The organism is Funiculus sociatus GB2-C1, assembly GCF_039962115.1.
Lineage (GTDB): Bacteria > Cyanobacteriota > Cyanobacteriia > Cyanobacteriales > FACHB-T130 > Funiculus > Funiculus sociatus.
This window is the reverse complement of sequence record NZ_JAMPKJ010000099.1, coordinates 1-16,151: the sequence shown is the minus strand read 5'-3', so window position 1 is coordinate 16,151 and position 16,151 is coordinate 1. Positions and strand designations below refer to the sequence as shown.

Here is a 16,151-nt window from a genome sequence, read left to right as displayed (position 1 = left end):
TTGTCATGAATAGATGGCTGTTGTGTGGTAACTCTAGCCTCTCATGTCCCTCTACCCTTTTTCACAAATTCCCCGCGGCTATTGGCTTTCACCTACTTCTGTCAGGCAGTCAGGTCCACCGCACCCATCTTGAGTCGCTTAAACAGTACAACTTGCCATGCTTGGTCTTTAACATCCCGCAAACTTTGTTTGGAGCGGTACATTACTTGTGTGGGAGATTCTGGATATGTGTGGATAGAAGCAAAAGCTGGTGCTGAATTACCTAACATTAGGTAGATGCACAAGCAAAGTCCGGTAAAGATTCGCCACCCTAATACCATTTTTAATTTTGGATGCTTTTGATTTTAGATAAATAGATGGATCTAATTATTTGTAGGATGGGTAGAGCGACTAAGCGTTACCCATCCTACCCATGTTAATGTTGCGTGAGGTTCCTCAACCCAACCTACATTAGTGGTTTTCAAGAACGGTTTATTCCCCGGATATTTGTACAGATACACTCCTTTTTCGGGAACCATCCAACTCAAAAAATAAGATGGATTGCCAAGTTCCTAGAGCCAATTTACCATCTACGATAGGAATCACCTCACTGGTACTGAGCATCATTGCCATTAGGTGAGAGTGAGCATTGATGGGTTCATCATCAGGCACATCTCGTAAATGTAGATCGTTATGTAAGTAGCTTCCGGAAGCAGGCGCTAACTTTTCTAAGTGGATTTTGACATCTTCCAGCAATCTTTCTTCATTTTCGTTGATAGCTAAAGCTGTCGTCGTGTGGCGAGAAAAGACTAGAACTTGACCATTTCTAACTGAGGTTAGATGAAGAATTTTCTCGATTTGAGGCGTAATGTTATAAATCCCAATTCCCGTGTCGGTTTCTACTTCAATGAGTTTGTTAATAATCTGCATCTTGTCACCTGCTACCAATTCTCGTGTTAGCGCGAAAAGCGATCGCGTAAGCTGGCTTTTGCTGGACTGACACTGCTTCAGGTGGTTGGGTGTGGTACATTGGAAAGCTCACAAGTAAAATTTAGTATCTTTTTTTGTTTTAAGAAGCTGGGTTTTGTTAGCCTCTTCAAGTAAAGATACCTTGTTTGAGTAACGGTCAACGCCGACAAAAACTTTTAATATGTTTTAACAATTGGCTGGTCAGGCAAAAAGTCTTTTTGGGTTAAGATACTCTTTTTAAACAATTTTTATATCTTACGGGGGAGGAAGTCATCAGATGAAGCATTATTGCGATGAATGGATTTACGAATGGTGTGAAGAGAACGGCTGGACAGATGTAGTGTTTGAGGCTTACAACTACTGGGCTTTCCCTCCCGGAGCCGTGATGCCTGAGCCAATTCCTCCGAAAGTCATGCGCTCGATCAAAGCTAAAAAAGGATTAAGCGGTGAGGAAAAATGGTGGTCGATCGGGGCAGCGATCGCAACAATAATAGCTGTTATTTTAAGTTATTTCTTGAAGTCGCCAATGCCAATAGTTTTGGCTTTTGCTTTTTGGGCTGTCACGGTGGGTCTACTTGAGGTAGAAGACAGCTAGCGGCAAGATAAATTTAAGAATATACCAATCCTAAATGATTCTTGAAACCCTGTAGAGACACGCTACTGCCGTGTCCCTACACCAAGGGGAATACTCGTTCACAACTTAAATAGGATTGCTATAGTCAACAAATGCGTAAGATGGTTGGGTAAGGTTCGCATCAACCCAAACTCAGCTTACTGTATCCTTTGGTAGTGGCAGGCAAAATGCCCGTTCCACGAAAATATATATCTGGAATTATTAACCGGAGATAGATTTTCGTGATTGCTAACCTTACAGAGACAGGTTGGGAAGTAATTTACCATCGCGCCCATGCTTTGCTGGCTGCTGAAATAGCGGGAAACTGGCATAGAAAAGATCGCCCAGAACGCTTGATAGAGACAGTGGCTGCGATTTCCCATCACGACGATCTAGAACGCGAATGGGAGGGCGAGAACATCACCGAAGCGGGCGCACCCTTAGACTTTACCGTTGATAAGAAAACTTCTCTTCCAAAGCTGAGAGAACTGACGAAGAATTCCCGATACCGGGGACGGTGGGTGGCAATGCTGATTTCTATGCACGTCAGCTTTTTGAATGAAGGCAAACGGGGAGAATCATCGGAATTGGACAGTTTTCTGGACGAACAACTAGAAAACCAAAAGAAATGGCGCAAGGAGTTGAAGATTACGAAAGAGGAAGCCGAAAAAGCTTATGCGTTTTTTCAATGGTGCGATCGCCTCTCGCTGATCCTCTGCACCCGCAAGTTACCAGATGGTGTGCGTGCCTTGGAAATCAGCAAAGGCCCAGATGGCAAGCGCTACGACGTGATAAAGCTTAGCGATGGCAATGTCACCGTGAAACCTTGGCCTTTTGAGAAAGAAGAATTTACTGTCAATGTGGAAGCTTCCTACCTCAGCCAAGTGAAATTTGACAAAAGCGAGGAACTCACAGAAGCGCTTCAGACTGCACCGATTAAGTTGTTAGAGTGGACATTTGTCAAGAGTTGACAAATGTATTTTTTGTGGGGTGTGGTATAACCCACCCCATTTTTATACTTCCTGCTAATGGGTGAGCTGCTAGAGGTATATTGAAATACTCCATCATATGACCTGGTTGTGCGAGGTGGGAGAGCGATCGCAAAGATTACTTTGGAATTGTAGAAAACAAATTTCAAGGACAACCAACTATGCCAGCTACACAATCTAATCAATCAACCGCCACCGCTCAACTCAATAAGCCCATACTTAGATTAGGCAGCAAAGGGATAGCAGTCACAGAATTGCAAAAACTTCTAACAGCTCGCAATGCTTACTATGGAGCCATTGATGGTATTTTTAATGAAGAAGTAGAGTATGCTGTAATTGTTTTTCAAAATTGGGTTTTTCTCAAAGAAGATGGTATCGTCGGTCAATTAACCTGGCAATCTCTTTACACTGGCGCACCAGTTAATATGCCAGTTCTGAAAAGAGGAATGCAGGGGAAAGCAGTTGTCACGCTACAAAATGCCCTGGCGCTAACAGGAAACTTTCAGCAAGAAGCTAACGGTATATTCGGGCCAGTTACCGAAGCAGGTGTAAAATCTTTTCAAAGACGCAGCGGACTACTAGCGGATGGAATCGTAGGCGAAAAAACTTGGTATGGACTAAGCAAGTTTAAATCTACTTTAGTAGGCTGTTGATTATCTATAGCAATTTAAGGGTTGGGTGCGATACATCATTAGAGACATGGCAATGCCATGTCTCTACTAAGGTCGCCCGAAGGCCAGAATTGCGATATACTCCACCTAACTAAAAAAACGCTATAGTGTTGCCTTATTTTAGGTAAAACTTAGACTGTGTTTTGTGAGCAATGCCTACCTACAAAATCAATTTTTAAGCGTACAAATTCCAAAGTACAGGTGGGAATCATCAACCGATTCCTACCTGTACTTTTAAATGTAGTTTATTATATGGCATCTGACGGTTACTATCTAAGACCGCTCTGATAGAGGATTGCGCCTCTCTTCGATAGTAACAAGGTGGAGGAAGCGACAAAAACTCCACAACATCTCTGCCTGTTAGTTATTAGCACTGTTCTTACATCTGCCGGTCGCTCTCCTTCGATGTTTGATTCTGGACCACTGCGGTATAACGTCCATCCAGTGCTGTGTTTCTTCTTTTATTAGAATAACTTGAATCAAATTTTTATCTGTCGTTCTAAGGGCGGAAACTTCGTCAAACCGGAGGAATAACTCGCAGCTGACTTTTCACCTATCTCTGGCAATATCTCAATTTTTGTTGTCTGTCTTCTGAGATAGGTATACTGTGTTACAGAGCGCTTGAGAGGCACTTCTACCAGTGCCGAATACGTCCGCTAGTTGTTAAGTTTATGTCGAATTCAAAAGATTTAGCGAACGATTTGAAGTCTGGCGGCGTTTATAGCTGTCCAGTATGTCGGCAGGGTCAAATTTCAGAGATGCCTTTGATGGAGGCGGTGGCTTGTAATTTTTGTCGCCACATTTTCACAGTTGACTCGCGTCAACAATCGTTGAAAATGGCAGATAGTTCCCAACCTCTCTCGTGGCGCTGGAATGGTCGGGGTTGGCAAAACGCTACGCGCAATGATGCTGAGTTGGGTTGGGGTGTTGGGTTAGCAGCGATCGCATTAGTAATATTGCCGACATCGTTGATTGCTCTGTCTGCGTATATTTTCCCGCCAATACCAGGAAGTTCCTTGTCTTGGGTTCCCCTTTTCTGGATGGGGTTAACCTTTGTGTCTCATCTGGCTTTTGTCGTCAGTGTGGTTGTTGAGTATTATCAATTCCCCGTTTTTGCTTATTTGCAGGCAATGCGACGGCGTTTGTTCCATTCCAGCTAGGTTGCTCTTTATTAGACTGTAGAGTGCGATCGCTTGCCACTTTTTTTGATAACCTATGGTTATCAAGTTGGGGAGAGTGTAGGATGCCATACTATCGAGACGAGCAAACAGCCTTTGACGAATGCCGGGATTGCTGTCAGCGATAAAACTCACTATCCCCGCACTGCAATCATGCAAGCGATCGCATCCTGCGGCAGTTCAACCAGTTCAATTGGTCTGTTCTGATAAATGCCATCTGTTGCAATGTATGGCTGGAGCGATCGCTCTTTTCTCATCCCGCCTGAATCCAAAACCAAATTTCGCAATGCGATACACAATCAGATTTACAGCTTATCAAAATAGCAACTCATTCTGAAAAACTACCCAATGACTATTAGCAAACACTTCTACATCTCAAGAGAAGATTACCTAGAAGGAGAGCAAGTCAGCCCTATCAAACATGAGTATAGGCGAGGACAAGTTTATGCAATGGTAGGGGCAAAGAAGCCTCATATCATTATTGCTGGAAACTTAGTAAGAATATTGGGCAATCACCTCTATAATAGTCCCTGCCTTGTTCTCTCCTCGGATATTAAAGTCCGGCTTGAGTCAGCAGACTGCTATTACTATCCCGATGTCGCTGTAACTTGTGATGAACGGGATACAAACTCTACAGATGACTTCATTCTCTATCCCATCTTGGTCGTTGAAGTGCTATCTCTCTCAACAGCAGCTTTTGACAGAGGGGAAAAATTTGCTGACTATCAAACGTCGCCATCTTTACGAGAATATGTGTTAATTAATCAATCTCAGATGAGCGTCGAGTGTTTTCGCCTTTCCGATTCAGGCGATTGGGTTTCTCAAATTTACCGCCAAGGAGATGAAGTTTACTTCGCAAGTATAGATATTCGCTGCGATATTGCTTCCATCTATCGAAAAGTCCCTGGACTTCAGAATGCTGATGCGTGAATATGAGAGCGATCGCTATCTTGCCCCAATTGATTGTGAAACCAAGTCGGTGGAAACAATTAAACTAAAGACCCCGTAAGTTAGGTTGTTGCACGATCCAACATTTGCAAAGGTTCGATGGGTAACACTTACGCTCTACTGGAACCGAATCAGGTTAATGATTAAGGGAAGAAATCTCCTCACCGAGAATAACCTCGAACCTGCGCCCTCGCCGACAACCTATTTAAACTCCATTTCCTAGATCCTCTAGGTCATCTACAGTTAATGGTGCTTGAACACTATGGCGGACGTACAACACGTAAACTGTAGTATCTCGAATAGTAAACAACACTCGATATATATTTTTGGCTTTCCCGTAAAGTAACTGTCGGACTTCTTCCGGAAAAATTTCGCGTTCAACTGCCAAAGCACAGCGCTGGGGCTTCTCTTGGAGTGTTGCAATCGCGTTCATCAACCCTCGAAACCAGCGATCGGCAAATTCGGGATTACGCTCTCGATACCATTGGTAGGCTTGCTCGATCCCCGAAGAGGCAATCGGAGTAATCTCAACCTGAAATGTCATACTTTTGCTGCATTTCTTGGATGAAATCTTCGATAGGGCGAGTTTGACCGCGCTCTAATTCCTCGAAGCCTTGCTGAATGCCTGCAATAGTTTCCAACTGATCGATCAGTTGGCGCACTTTGGTGGGATCGATTTTGCCAGGATCGAGAAAGGTGATCAGAACTTGGGTGCGATCGCTCACATCCTGCGGCAGTTCGGTGAGTTCAATTTGTCCGTTCTGATAAATGCCTTCGACAGTTTTTAGCATAAGTAGCAATAGGGTTGATAGTTCTCTCAATTGTACTGATTCTCGCCTGTGCTATCTGTTGTAATGTATGCTGGCAGGCGATCGCTTCTTGCGTCATGCCAACGCCATCCGAAGCCAAGCTCCGCGAAAAAGGCGATCAACACTTATTCTTCTCAACTACTCACTTGCTAATGACCCAATCACTTAGAATCCCATCAACACAATAATAGGTTGATTTGAACTGCTGCATAGCAGCAACGTACTGAGACAACATCAAGACCACATCGCTATTCTGAGGAACCTCATCCTCGTTAATGAGATCGAGGTAGTTAAGGGATGCCTCCGAGTCGAGTACTTTTCGGCAGCTCTCCAGAAGTCGGTTGACAATTTTCATCTTACTTATACTAAGTACAGCCTCTGGCTTCTTCCTACTCAGCTCTTTGAACTCTGAATGCATAGCTTTCAACAGAGGCATTGTGATTTCGTGTAAATCTGCCTTTTCCCGACTCGTACACTGTTCGCCTTTCTTCTTCATAATTTTTTATTATCGTGGAAACTTCGGACTGGTTGTTTTTACATAAACAAGACCAAATTCATCCCCTTGCTCACCTTGATCAGCATCTACAACCCAACACCACTCTCCGGGTCGTCTCACTACGTTGTCCGCACGGAGCTTTTCGAGACATTGAAGGTACTGCGAGAGCATAAAAACTACATCACTGTTTTGCGGTACATCATCTGTATCAAACTCTGAAAAGTCTGGGAAAGGCCGATACCCCTCCCCTAAAAATTCATTTGAATCCTTAAGTAGCTGATTGATAAAGTTGAGTTTGAACTTGTTTACTGCATCATTAGGAGATTTCTTAGACAAAATCGAAAGTTCTTGATAGATACCCTGAAGTTGACTAGATAGCTTCTCAAATTTATCAACGTCTTCGCGCTTCATCTATTTCACCTTTCATGAGGGACATGCTCGACGAAATTCTATATATTTCTTTTTGAGAACATCGATTGGCGAGCGCTGTCTACTCTCGAATACGTTGACCATTAATGAGATGTCCTCGTCCGTGAGTGTAATGATGCATCGCCTCTGACCCGACCAAAGGTCGATTGTATTGCTAAACATCGCCTTTGTGAGAGGATTTCTTGTTACGAGAACACCGAACTTGCCCAGACCAGTATCAAGATACCTGTTTAGTTGATTAATATGATCGCGTCCGATTGCTTGAACATTCTTCAACTCAAATACGATTTGCCTGCTTCCGTAGTTGTCATAGATTTCTTCAAGGAAATCAATAGAGCGATTGTTGTAGAAGATCAGATCCCGAATGAGTCTTCCAGAGTCCGTCCTACTCTGCTCAGCCGCAAAGTCGAGGTCTGGATAGAAGAGCGAGGTAAGGAGTTGACATATGTAGTCTTCATAGTGGCAATCTGCTTCGTCCTCTTTTCCTGTGGGGAGCTTCCTGATTTCAGCGAATTTGCGCTTAGCAGAGAGAACAGGAATTTGTCTAAAGAGAGGATCGTTCTTACAGTCTTCCTGAGTTCGTACTTTTGCCTTAACATATTCCTGTACAACACCGTAGTTCTCTCTGTTAAAGTTTAGAACCTTAACACGTTCTTGAGGTTCACCAGGATTGAAAATTTCGTCACAAGGGCAGTAACCCTTAAAATAGTCCTCGAAGTTAATCCAGGGAGAGAATCTTAGCCACCTCTTAGGAACAAAGATTAGAGGCTCTTTAGTTTCAGGATTAACAGGTAAAGTAATTTCATGCTCCAATAGAAATGAGTTATCGCGGTAACTGTAGAGTATGGGAATAAGCGTTTTCTCTAAAGTAATCCCCACTTCTTCACATTGCTGGATGGTAAAGTCGATTAGAAATGACTTAATAAAATTGCAACAGATATCGCTAATGCGATCCTTTGCGATACCATCTACATAAAGTTGAATTTCTTCAAAGTGAACGAAGCCATACTTTCCATACTCTGGAATCTTTTGGAAGATTGATAAAATTTCATCTGCCTTGTTAGCTCCAATCCGTAAACCTCGTCGATCCTTTGAAAGTCCGAGACCAACCTCTTTACACTCAGATGCAAGAATGAGATTGTTTCGTGCTTGATCAGCTTTGCCTTTCTTAACGAGAAAGTTCAAATGATTGAAAGCGTTGATCAAAGACGTGTGAAGTGCTTGGTCTTGTAATGAAGGAGACTTCCAAAGAAGGAAAGGGTCAACATAAAGGGGAATGTCTTCATCTAGAAATGGTACTGCGAAGTCTAGTTGTGCTTGAGTCGCTACGATGTTGTAGTAATCAATAATTCTCGGTCGGATGAACACCATTCTCTATTTCTTGCTGGGGGTAGCTACACCAAATCTAGCAGGAGAGACCAAGTAGGGGGTGTTAGCAACAGCGTAGCGCATCCAGTTACTAACTGTCCGGCTCTAGCTGAGCAATGCATATCCATATAGCAATCCTATTTGAGTTGTGAGATGCCAGCCCTTCAGATCCCCGACTTCTCTCGAAGTCGGGGATCTCGCCTTCACGAATCATTTAGGACTGCTATAGGAATTCCAGATTGTTAAAAGGGAATGTCTACACACACTTCGCTAACCCTCCGTCCTCCTCGAAGTCCACTCTCCCAAAGCTGAAGCAGTACGAGAAGCGATCGCATCTTATTAAGCTGCAACACCACCAGATACTGGCTCAAAGTGTAGCACCATAATTTGGTCTGGACGTAGACCAAGAGACTCGTAAGTGCGGCCTGTGCGATCGCTAAATTCAACTTCAAACGCCCTACCATCGGCTAGGATTTCAACAACTGTACCCACTTGCCCACGCCACAGATTAAACTCAGGCAAATTGACTGTAAGAGCAACTATATCTAACAACTTGATTATATCTGTCATATAAGCCTCCAACTCTTACAACGGGTAGCAGGTTGTCAATTTTGGAATATCTGAGTCATGTTCGAGCATCCAACCGCTACGAATTGTAGCGCTCCGCTCCCCCCATTCAAGCACAAAGTCAAGGGTATAACGTTGCCCGTAATCGTCCCTTCGCCCTAGCTGTACCTCATGTGTTTTGATAACTTCCAGTAAAATCCTGCGTAACTCCTCTGCATCACTAACAGTCATGCCCAGCATGGACTCAAACAAACGTGCCTTATGTTTGCCTTGATCGTGCGTGGAATTGAGACAGTAATCACGTAACTTACGGACATCAACCACAGCACGCTCTGCATTCGGAATTATCATACAACTGACACAAAAGGCTCAAGCAAAAAGTCTCTCAACAGATACCTGGATGTCTAGAAACGCCAACGGAGCGATCGCACCTTCACGAATAAACTGTTGTGTAACGTACTGACCATCGTGAGGCTCTCGAAACACAATTATTCGCGTGTTTGATAAATCTAAAACCCAATACTCTTGAATTTCAGCAGTAGCATAAATAGAGGCTTTGAAGTCTACATCTTTTTTCAGACTGGTCTTAGCCACCTCTACGACCCAAAATATATCATCAGGTTCAGGATGGCGATCGTTGTATGCAGATTCTGGCAGTCGAACAATTGCCATATCCGGTTCGGGTTCGGAGTCGCGTAGTGTAATTGGGCCATTGAAACGAACATCGGCTTTGCCTACTAGCAACTCCTCCAGGTATTTCGCGCCTCGCTTTGCCGTATTGTAATGAATCGGGGTTTCTGGACTCATTTCAACAATTTCGCCCGCTAACAACTCCACACGGCGATCGCGCAAAATCCCCGCTTCGATCATGCGGTGATAGTCATCCACAGACCATTTTGCTAGCGTTTTCATCGCTCCAATCGCTCATTATCATAAGATTGACTCAATTCTATAGCCTTTTAATTGGAGCGAACGACTTCGTTGCGCTTCGCTAACGCGCCTTTCTTTCCTCCCAAACTCCATTCTCCCAAAGCCGAAGCAGCGCGAGATGCGATCGCGTTGTTCTCTAATGTAGTGACCATTTTGGGTTCTCGAAATCCTCTACTCGTCTAAATGCTGACGAGCGAATCTATCAATATAGCTACCTCTGGAAACGCTAATGGGTAAATTGTCCCTCCAGATAGTGTGAACTTTGAAGCATACTCCCCATCTTGGGGATCTCGAAATATTACAAGCTGTCTTCTCTTGAGATTGACCACCCAGTATTCAGGGATTTTCACTTCAGCATAGACTTTACTTTTTGTCTGCAAATCTTTATCTAAGGTTGAATCTGAGTATTCAATCAACCAGAAAATATTTTCAGGATAAGGGTGATGCTCTAGGTACTCACGCCCCAACCGTTGCACAATAGCAATGTCAGGCTCAGGCTCAGAATCATTCGGAAGTGTAATCGGCTTGCTTTGGCGAATCATTGCGCGGTAAGCGAAGCCATGCCCAAAGGGCTTATCGCTCAACAATCGAGTCAGATATTCCCCTGCCTCACTGCTGAAATAAGCGTGCGGTTCCCCTTCCGGCGACATCTCTACAATTTCTCCTTTGAGCAACTCCACACGGCGATCGCGCAAAATCCCCGCTTCGATCATGCGGTGATAGTCATCCACAGACCATTTTGCTAGCGTTTTCATCGCTCCAATCGCTCACTATCATAAGATTGACTCAATTCTATAGTCTTTTAATTGAAGCGAACGACTTCGTTGCGCTTCGCTAACGCATCTTCACCCCTCAAACTCCATCCCAAAACCAAGGCAGCATTCTTAAGCCGCGCCTTTCACGGAACTAATTACAAGCCCGGAATACATCCATCAAACCAACCTACTTTAACTTTCTAAAGTACAAACAAAGTAAAAATTGAAAATATTAGATTCTAGTGAACTATGAGGACGATATCTTTTGTATAAATCGGCTGTTGAAAAGTTTTCGCTAACTTTTAGGTTTAACGTTTTAGCAAAACTATCAATATTTTCAAAGCCAGTCAGCCACGGTGCGCCCATCTTTTCTAACTCATCTCTGTAATCATTTATATCCTGATACCCAGTTGTTCTTAAAATCACTCCTTCTGTAAAATAGTCCAAGGATAACTTGAAATTTTTCACATTGTCCCGAATCTGTTTTACTACAAAAATTATTTCATCCTCAGTTAAATATGTAATATTACCTTCCCATAAAAAATAGGTCGGTAGATTAAAATCAAAGTTATTTCTAGCAAGCAAAGCAATCAAATCGTCTTTTACATAGTCCCCAGGAATATATTTCACATTTGCTGAAATTTGGTTTTGATTTAAACTTTCTTCTTTTAACAGAAGAGTATTTTGATTATCTATTTCAAAAAAAACTACGTCTTTTGTACCTTTTCTGACAGCACGGGTATCTAAACCAGAGCCTAAAATCACCACTTGCTGATAACCAAGGGAAATTTGATTTGATAATACATCATCAAAATATTTTGTCCGAATTTTTACCATATCTTTTGCCGGAGGAAAGGTTTTAACTATCTCCTTAGCAATTTTTTTAGTTTCATCATTGAGAAAAAGTTTAACAATTTCATCGGTGTAAAGAGGATTATTCTCTTCACTTCCTTCAACTCTAAGCTCAGCGATGATAAAAGCTGTTCCACTGACATTTTTAATTTCTGTCATGCCTGCTCCCGAAAAATTTAGTTAAATTTATAGAAATTGTACTTGATTCGTGAAAATAGCTTTCTAAACGAACCGCAAAGACGCTGCATAGCGCTAAAGCAAGATAGGAAGACAAATTCATAAATGAGTTAGGTTTGCTCTAGTGATAACCTCTTCTGCACGAGGTAAAGTTTCTGCAAAAATCAATTCGGCAAGTTGCTGTTTTTTTGCTAAATCGGCAAGATCCTTAACACAATAAAGGGGTTCCATACGAGCAATGACCTCTGGGGGAAAGTCTCGGCTAAAATACTTTGTCTGAAAATCGTATCTATAAGGTCGATAAACCATTCCCAGAAGTTCTACTAAGGGTGGAAGAGTGTAAGAGTGGTAGTTAGCAATAGCCTCTACTAAACGTCCACGATTTATCTCTTTTTTAACAAATATTTGCAAAAAATCAAAAGTATTTTGAAGATGATAAAATCTGGCTTTCATTTTGGAGAAATGTTCGCTCAAATTCAAAGGAGGTATAACTAAGAGATTGGCTTTGTCGAAAGCAACTATTATTTCTCCATGTCGCTCCCTCTCCAAAAAATGATTGGGACTACTTCGCTTCATCACTGCAAAATCTATCAATAAGAAGGAACTTGCGGCTTCTAACTGATAAAAACACTGCGAATGACCGTGCCATGTTGGTTCAGGAACTCGGAAATTAAACTTAATTTCCGATATTGTTAAGAGAGATTTTTCAAGGAGGTTAAATGTTTCTTCAACATAATTGTCCTCAACAATTGCTACAATGTCGATGTCTGACCACTCATCTGTATAACCGTGGGCTGCGGAACCTCCCTGCCATAAAGCTAAGATAAACTCTTTTGGCTGTAAGGTCGCAATAATTGTTTCTAGAATTCTTTTCCTCATTGTCTGGACTATTAACTACTTAACATTAAGCAATTAAGATTGCGATCGCTACTCACTAGCGATGCTCTAAAATTGCAGTTGCACTTTTCTATTGATCCTATACTCAAAGAATGGCAACACCATCTATCCTCGCAGACTACCAATGCCACAATGCCGAAGGCCCCCTTTGGCACCCACTTGAGAAGCGCCTCTACTGGAGTGACATCCCCACAGGTCGCCTGTTCCGCTACGATTATGCCAGCAAAACCCACGAGCAAATTTACTCTGGGGAAGTTGTCGGCGGTTTCACTATTCAACAAGATGGTTCACTACTCCTATTTAAAGCTCGTGGAGCCATTGAGCGCTGGGAAGAGGGGAAAATTACCACCCTGATTCCCGAAATTCCCGACGAACGCGAAACCCGCTTTAATGATGTAATTGCTGACCCCGCAGGGCGCGTTTTTTGTGGGACGATGCCAGTACCTAATCGTCTCGGTCGCCTCTACCGCCTGGATACAGACGGTTCCCTCACTCAAATACTCGATGGTCTGGGTGTTTCTAACGGCATGGGATTCACCCCCGACCACAAGCAGCTGTACCACACCGACTCCGATAAACGGGAAATTTATAAGTTCGACTACGACCAATTTAGCGGCAATCTTAGCAATCAGCGCGTTCACATCACCACACCAGAAGATGAAGGTGTCCCCGATGGGATGACTGTTGATGCGGAAGGTTATATTTGGTCGGCGCGTTGGGATGGGGGACATTTGTTTCGCTACACTCCCGATGGTACAGAAGTTTTACGCATTCCTTTCCCGGCAAAAAAGGTGACAAGTGTCACGTTTGGCGGCCCAGATTACACTGATATTTACGTTACTACAGCAGGCGGTGACAATCGCGATGAGGAAGGCGCGGGAGCTGGGGCGGTGTTTCACCTTAATCTTGGTATTCAGGGTGTGCCAGAATTTATGTCTAGAATTAATTTTTAAAATGAGAAAAAGAGATGAAAATCAAGAGTGTGGAAAATAGCGATCGCTATTTCCAGCCTATTTAAAATTTTGTCGTAATTTATTGAGCGAGAGCAAGGTAAAATCCGATGACTATCTTTTCGCAACTTGACTCCGATCTACTCTATCCAGACAGTGACGGCAAACCAATGGCAGACAATACGGAACAGTATCGTTGGATAGTAATTATTAAAGAGAATTTAGAGATTTTGTTCGCTGCCATTAACGATGTTTTTATTGCGGCAGATTTGCTGTGGTATCCTGTCAAATCCAAGATAGTTTCCCCGACTGCACCCGATGTAATGGTAGTCTTTGGCAGACAGAAGGGGAAACGTCGTTCTTATCGTCAGTGGCAAGAAGATAATATCCCGCCCCAAGTTGTCTTTGAGATACTTTCTCTCAGCAACAATCAAGAAGAGATGGATCGCAAGCTGGAGTTTTACGATACTTACGGTGTCGAAGAATACTACCTGTATGACCCAGAAAGCTATGAATTAGAAGGATGGTTGCGGCAAGATCAACATCTGACAAAACTTTGGCAAATGGATGGCTGGACGAGTCCTCGCTTAAGAATTCGGTTTGCAACTGGACAGGGAGAGTTGGTAATTTACCGTCCAGATGGGCAGAGATTTTTAACTTCAGTGGAACTACAGCAACGGGCAGAACAGGCCGAGTTGTTATTACAGCAAGAACGTCTTCGGGCTGAACAGTTGGCTGCGTACTTGCGATCGCTTGGCGTTGACCCTGACAATCTCCCATAAACAAATTATTCCTGCCAGGATAGCGTGTTAAGCTCAACATCAAATTGAACGCAATATCTGTTCAATCATCCCCGACGCTTGCGACGCATAACCGCCGCCAAAAAGATTAAAATGATTCAAAATATGATACAGGTTATACAGCGGTTTCCGCCGCTCGTAGCCTGGATCTAAAGGAAAAACCTCGTTATAGCCGCGATAAAAGGCTGTTGGGAAACCGCCAAAAAGTTCTGTCATCGCAATATCAACCTCGCGATCGCCATAATACGCCGCCGGGTCAAAAATCACAGGTTCCCCTTCCACAGTACAACTGGCATTTCCCCCCCACAAATCGCCGTGAACCAGCGATGGTTGAGGCTGACGATCTGCCAATAGTTCAGGAATTGCTTCTAGTAACCGTTCCTGATTGGGAAAATGACCGCCGCGACGCTTCGCCAGCCCAAATTGATAACCCAGCCGATGTTCAACATAAAATTCTCCCCAAGCTGCTGTCCATGTATTGATTTGCGGCGTAGAACCAATCGTATTATTTCTGTCCCAGCCAAAGGCATCTTTTCCCACCCATTGGTGCATTGCTGCCAATTGCTGCCCCATTTTCTCCCAAGATTGGGTATTGCCACGTCCTAGTTTCAACCACTCTAGAACTAGATAGGCAGAATTGCCTTCAGTACCCCAGCAAATCGGTTTCGGGACGCGGATGCTGTTAGTTTCCAGCATTTGCTGTAAACCCAACGCTTCTGCCTCAAACATATCAACCAGAGAAGCTTGGTTGAGTTTAACAAAATAAGTACGCTGCCCATCGCTGATGGCATAACCTTGATTGATACAGCCGCCGCTAACCGAACGCTGCTGTGACGAAAGAAACTTTTCGCCAGTCAGCTGAGTAATACGAGCATCTATTTGTGTCCACATCATGGAAATAATTTTAACGCTCTCGTAACGCCAAGGGAAGCGCTCTCGCTACGCAAAGAAGGGTAGTAGTAATTTAGTGAAAAAATCACTACCCTTGCCACCAACCGACTCGGAGACCAGGAGATTGCCGTGTTGTCGTTGATCTGTTGCAGTCGTTTTTGGTGTATGTCAACACTTCTGAAATGGTTGGAGCGGTTGCTATTATCGTCTAATCGGTTCATACCTTCAGTAGTATCATCTCAGTCTTAGTTCTTTAGCCTAAGGTATTGTTACCAAAATCTAGTAGATGTCAGTTCTTTTGAAGCACTTTCCCATTCTTGACTTATGGATGACCATTTACTACTACACAGCAACTTTAAACCACCTAGTCAAAAGCTTAATATCAGCTAATTTATACTGTATAAATCAGAAGCAGTGGCTGATTTTGGTAGAGTCATTCCACTTAATATATTCATGCAATTTCTACTTATTTTGTCAGTAAACTTTCTTCCTTTATTTGACTGATATTAAACAGTATTACCTTAAGAAAGTATCTGTAAATACCTTCTCTTTCTTCCTCCGTGAGGCATAACTCCTATCAGATTTTTCTTAGTCGTGGATAAAGGGATTGATATCGCATCCAAGCCTCTTCTAGGGCTGAATCTACTGATTGGGGAGTTGCAGCAAGCGTTGGTGTGGCTGCCAGTTTGCTCGTGTCATTAGCATCCACGTATGCGCCAATTCCGATACCTGCGAGTAGAGCAGCACCCCGCGCGGAAGCAGCAGCAACTGTAGTTGCATAGAGGGGTATTCTCAATACATCAGTCAGTAATTGTTTCCAAGGCATTTCTGCCGTTCCACCGCCTGCTAAACGCAGTTGTGTCGCTTTAAAACCTGTTGCCTC

22 protein-coding genes and 1 pseudogene are annotated in these 16,151 nt (G+C 43.3%); 7 read left to right on the top strand and 16 right to left on the bottom strand.

From position 1 onward, the window contains the following. Window positions 1-101: 101 nt before the first annotated feature. A complete protein-coding gene (locus NDI42_RS27045; RefSeq protein WP_190453791.1) occupies window positions 102-320 on the bottom strand; it encodes a DUF3122 domain-containing protein in 219 nt (72 codons plus the stop codon). 151 nt (window positions 321-471) lie between these two features. After that, window positions 472-909 (bottom strand): secondary thiamine-phosphate synthase enzyme YjbQ, encoded by a 438-nt coding sequence (locus NDI42_RS27040; RefSeq protein ID WP_190453788.1) that lies wholly within the window; start codon window positions 907-909, stop codon window positions 472-474. Window positions 910-1,225: 316 nt separating this feature from the next. On the opposite strand from NDI42_RS27040, the gene NDI42_RS27035 reads away from it, so the two are divergent. The 4 genes from NDI42_RS27035 (at window position 1,226) to NDI42_RS27020 (ending at window position 4,381) form a co-directional block, all read left to right on the top strand. Next, the gene (locus NDI42_RS27035; RefSeq protein ID WP_190426468.1) at window positions 1,226-1,543 is read left to right on the top strand and encodes a slr1957 family protein; all 318 of its coding nucleotides are present in this window, start codon (window positions 1,226-1,228) and stop codon (window positions 1,541-1,543) included. A 260-nt stretch (window positions 1,544-1,803) separates the two neighbouring features. Next, the gene (locus tag NDI42_RS27030; protein ID WP_190453785.1) at window positions 1,804-2,532 is read left to right on the top strand and encodes a DUF3891 family protein; all 729 of its coding nucleotides are present in this window, start codon (window positions 1,804-1,806) and stop codon (window positions 2,530-2,532) included. Between the two features lie 179 nt (window positions 2,533-2,711). After that, window positions 2,712-3,203: a peptidoglycan-binding domain-containing protein gene (locus NDI42_RS27025; protein WP_190453782.1), complete on the top strand. Its 492-nt coding sequence runs from the start codon at window positions 2,712-2,714 to the stop codon at window positions 3,201-3,203. Window positions 3,204-3,892: 689 nt separating this feature from the next. Further along, window positions 3,893-4,381 (top strand): hypothetical protein, encoded by a 489-nt coding sequence (locus NDI42_RS27020; protein ID WP_190453779.1) that lies wholly within the window; start codon window positions 3,893-3,895, stop codon window positions 4,379-4,381. A 152-nt stretch (window positions 4,382-4,533) separates the two neighbouring features. Here the strand turns inward: NDI42_RS27020 and NDI42_RS27015 are convergent, their stop codons facing one another. Then, a complete protein-coding gene (locus NDI42_RS27015; protein WP_190453775.1) occupies window positions 4,534-4,677 on the bottom strand; it encodes a hypothetical protein in 144 nt (47 codons plus the stop codon). A gap of 70 nt (window positions 4,678-4,747) precedes the next feature. Here NDI42_RS27015 and NDI42_RS27010 point away from each other — a divergent pair, with 70 nt between their 5' ends. After that, a complete protein-coding gene (locus NDI42_RS27010; RefSeq protein ID WP_190453773.1) occupies window positions 4,748-5,329 on the top strand; it encodes a Uma2 family endonuclease in 582 nt (193 codons plus the stop codon). A gap of 223 nt (window positions 5,330-5,552) precedes the next feature. Here the strand turns inward: NDI42_RS27010 and NDI42_RS27005 are convergent, their stop codons facing one another. The 11 genes from NDI42_RS27005 to NDI42_RS26955 all read right to left on the bottom strand — a co-directional run bounded on the left by NDI42_RS27005 (window position 5,553) and on the right by NDI42_RS26955 (window position 12,609). Then, window positions 5,553-5,891, bottom strand: coding sequence for a type II toxin-antitoxin system RelE/ParE family toxin (locus tag NDI42_RS27005; RefSeq protein ID WP_190453771.1), 339 nt, complete (start codon window positions 5,889-5,891; stop codon window positions 5,553-5,555). After that, window positions 5,875-6,138: a hypothetical protein gene (locus tag NDI42_RS27000; RefSeq protein ID WP_190453768.1), complete on the bottom strand. Its 264-nt coding sequence runs from the start codon at window positions 6,136-6,138 to the stop codon at window positions 5,875-5,877. Before NDI42_RS27000 ends, NDI42_RS27005 begins: the two co-directional genes overlap by 17 nt. A gap of 523 nt (window positions 6,139-6,661) precedes the next feature. Next, entirely contained in the window at window positions 6,662-7,063 is a 402-nt protein-coding gene (locus tag NDI42_RS26995; protein WP_190453765.1) for a hypothetical protein, read from the bottom strand. 12 nt (window positions 7,064-7,075) lie between these two features. Beyond that, entirely contained in the window at window positions 7,076-8,452 is a 1,377-nt protein-coding gene (locus tag NDI42_RS26990; RefSeq protein ID WP_190453763.1) for a hypothetical protein, read from the bottom strand. A gap of 336 nt (window positions 8,453-8,788) precedes the next feature. Beyond that, window positions 8,789-9,019: a DUF4926 domain-containing protein gene (locus NDI42_RS26985; protein WP_190453760.1), complete on the bottom strand. Its 231-nt coding sequence runs from the start codon at window positions 9,017-9,019 to the stop codon at window positions 8,789-8,791. Between the two features lie 15 nt (window positions 9,020-9,034). Continuing rightward, window positions 9,035-9,367 (bottom strand): DUF6883 domain-containing protein, encoded by a 333-nt coding sequence (locus tag NDI42_RS26980; protein WP_190453757.1) that lies wholly within the window; start codon window positions 9,365-9,367, stop codon window positions 9,035-9,037. 18 nt (window positions 9,368-9,385) lie between these two features. Further along, complete coding sequence (locus NDI42_RS26975) at window positions 9,386-9,928, bottom strand: Uma2 family endonuclease (RefSeq protein ID WP_190453754.1); 543 nt, start codon at window positions 9,926-9,928, stop codon at window positions 9,386-9,388. Window positions 9,929-9,975: 47 nt separating this feature from the next. Next, on the bottom strand, window positions 9,976-10,098 hold the full coding sequence (locus NDI42_RS26970; protein WP_277876825.1) for a hypothetical protein: 123 nt from the start codon (window positions 10,096-10,098) through the stop codon (window positions 9,976-9,978). 27 nt (window positions 10,099-10,125) lie between these two features. Further along, entirely contained in the window at window positions 10,126-10,701 is a 576-nt protein-coding gene (locus tag NDI42_RS26965) for a Uma2 family endonuclease (RefSeq protein ID WP_190453751.1), read from the bottom strand. A 192-nt stretch (window positions 10,702-10,893) separates the two neighbouring features. Continuing rightward, window positions 10,894-11,712, bottom strand: a complete 819-nt coding sequence (locus NDI42_RS26960; RefSeq protein ID WP_190453749.1) for a class I SAM-dependent methyltransferase — start codon at window positions 11,710-11,712, stop codon at window positions 10,894-10,896. A 117-nt stretch (window positions 11,713-11,829) separates the two neighbouring features. Further along, window positions 11,830-12,609 carry a nucleotidyltransferase domain-containing protein gene (locus tag NDI42_RS26955; RefSeq protein WP_190453746.1) on the bottom strand — a complete coding sequence of 260 codons (780 nt, stop codon included), beginning with the start codon at window positions 12,607-12,609 and terminating at the stop codon, window positions 11,830-11,832. Between the two features lie 110 nt (window positions 12,610-12,719). On the opposite strand from NDI42_RS26955, the gene NDI42_RS26950 reads away from it, so the two are divergent. Both NDI42_RS26950 and NDI42_RS26945 read left to right on the top strand, forming a co-directional pair. Next, window positions 12,720-13,580 (top strand): SMP-30/gluconolactonase/LRE family protein, encoded by an 861-nt coding sequence (locus NDI42_RS26950; RefSeq protein ID WP_190453744.1) that lies wholly within the window; start codon window positions 12,720-12,722, stop codon window positions 13,578-13,580. A 107-nt stretch (window positions 13,581-13,687) separates the two neighbouring features. Next, on the top strand, window positions 13,688-14,359 hold the full coding sequence (locus NDI42_RS26945; RefSeq protein ID WP_190453742.1) for a Uma2 family endonuclease: 672 nt from the start codon (window positions 13,688-13,690) through the stop codon (window positions 14,357-14,359). Window positions 14,360-14,398: 39 nt separating this feature from the next. On the opposite strand, the gene NDI42_RS26940 is transcribed toward NDI42_RS26945, so the two are convergent. Beyond that, window positions 14,399-15,268, bottom strand: a complete 870-nt coding sequence (locus tag NDI42_RS26940) for a fructosamine kinase family protein (RefSeq protein WP_190453793.1) — start codon at window positions 15,266-15,268, stop codon at window positions 14,399-14,401. A gap of 577 nt (window positions 15,269-15,845) precedes the next feature. After that, window positions 15,846-16,151, bottom strand: a pseudogene (locus NDI42_RS26935) (FGGY-family carbohydrate kinase); the annotation flags it as partial.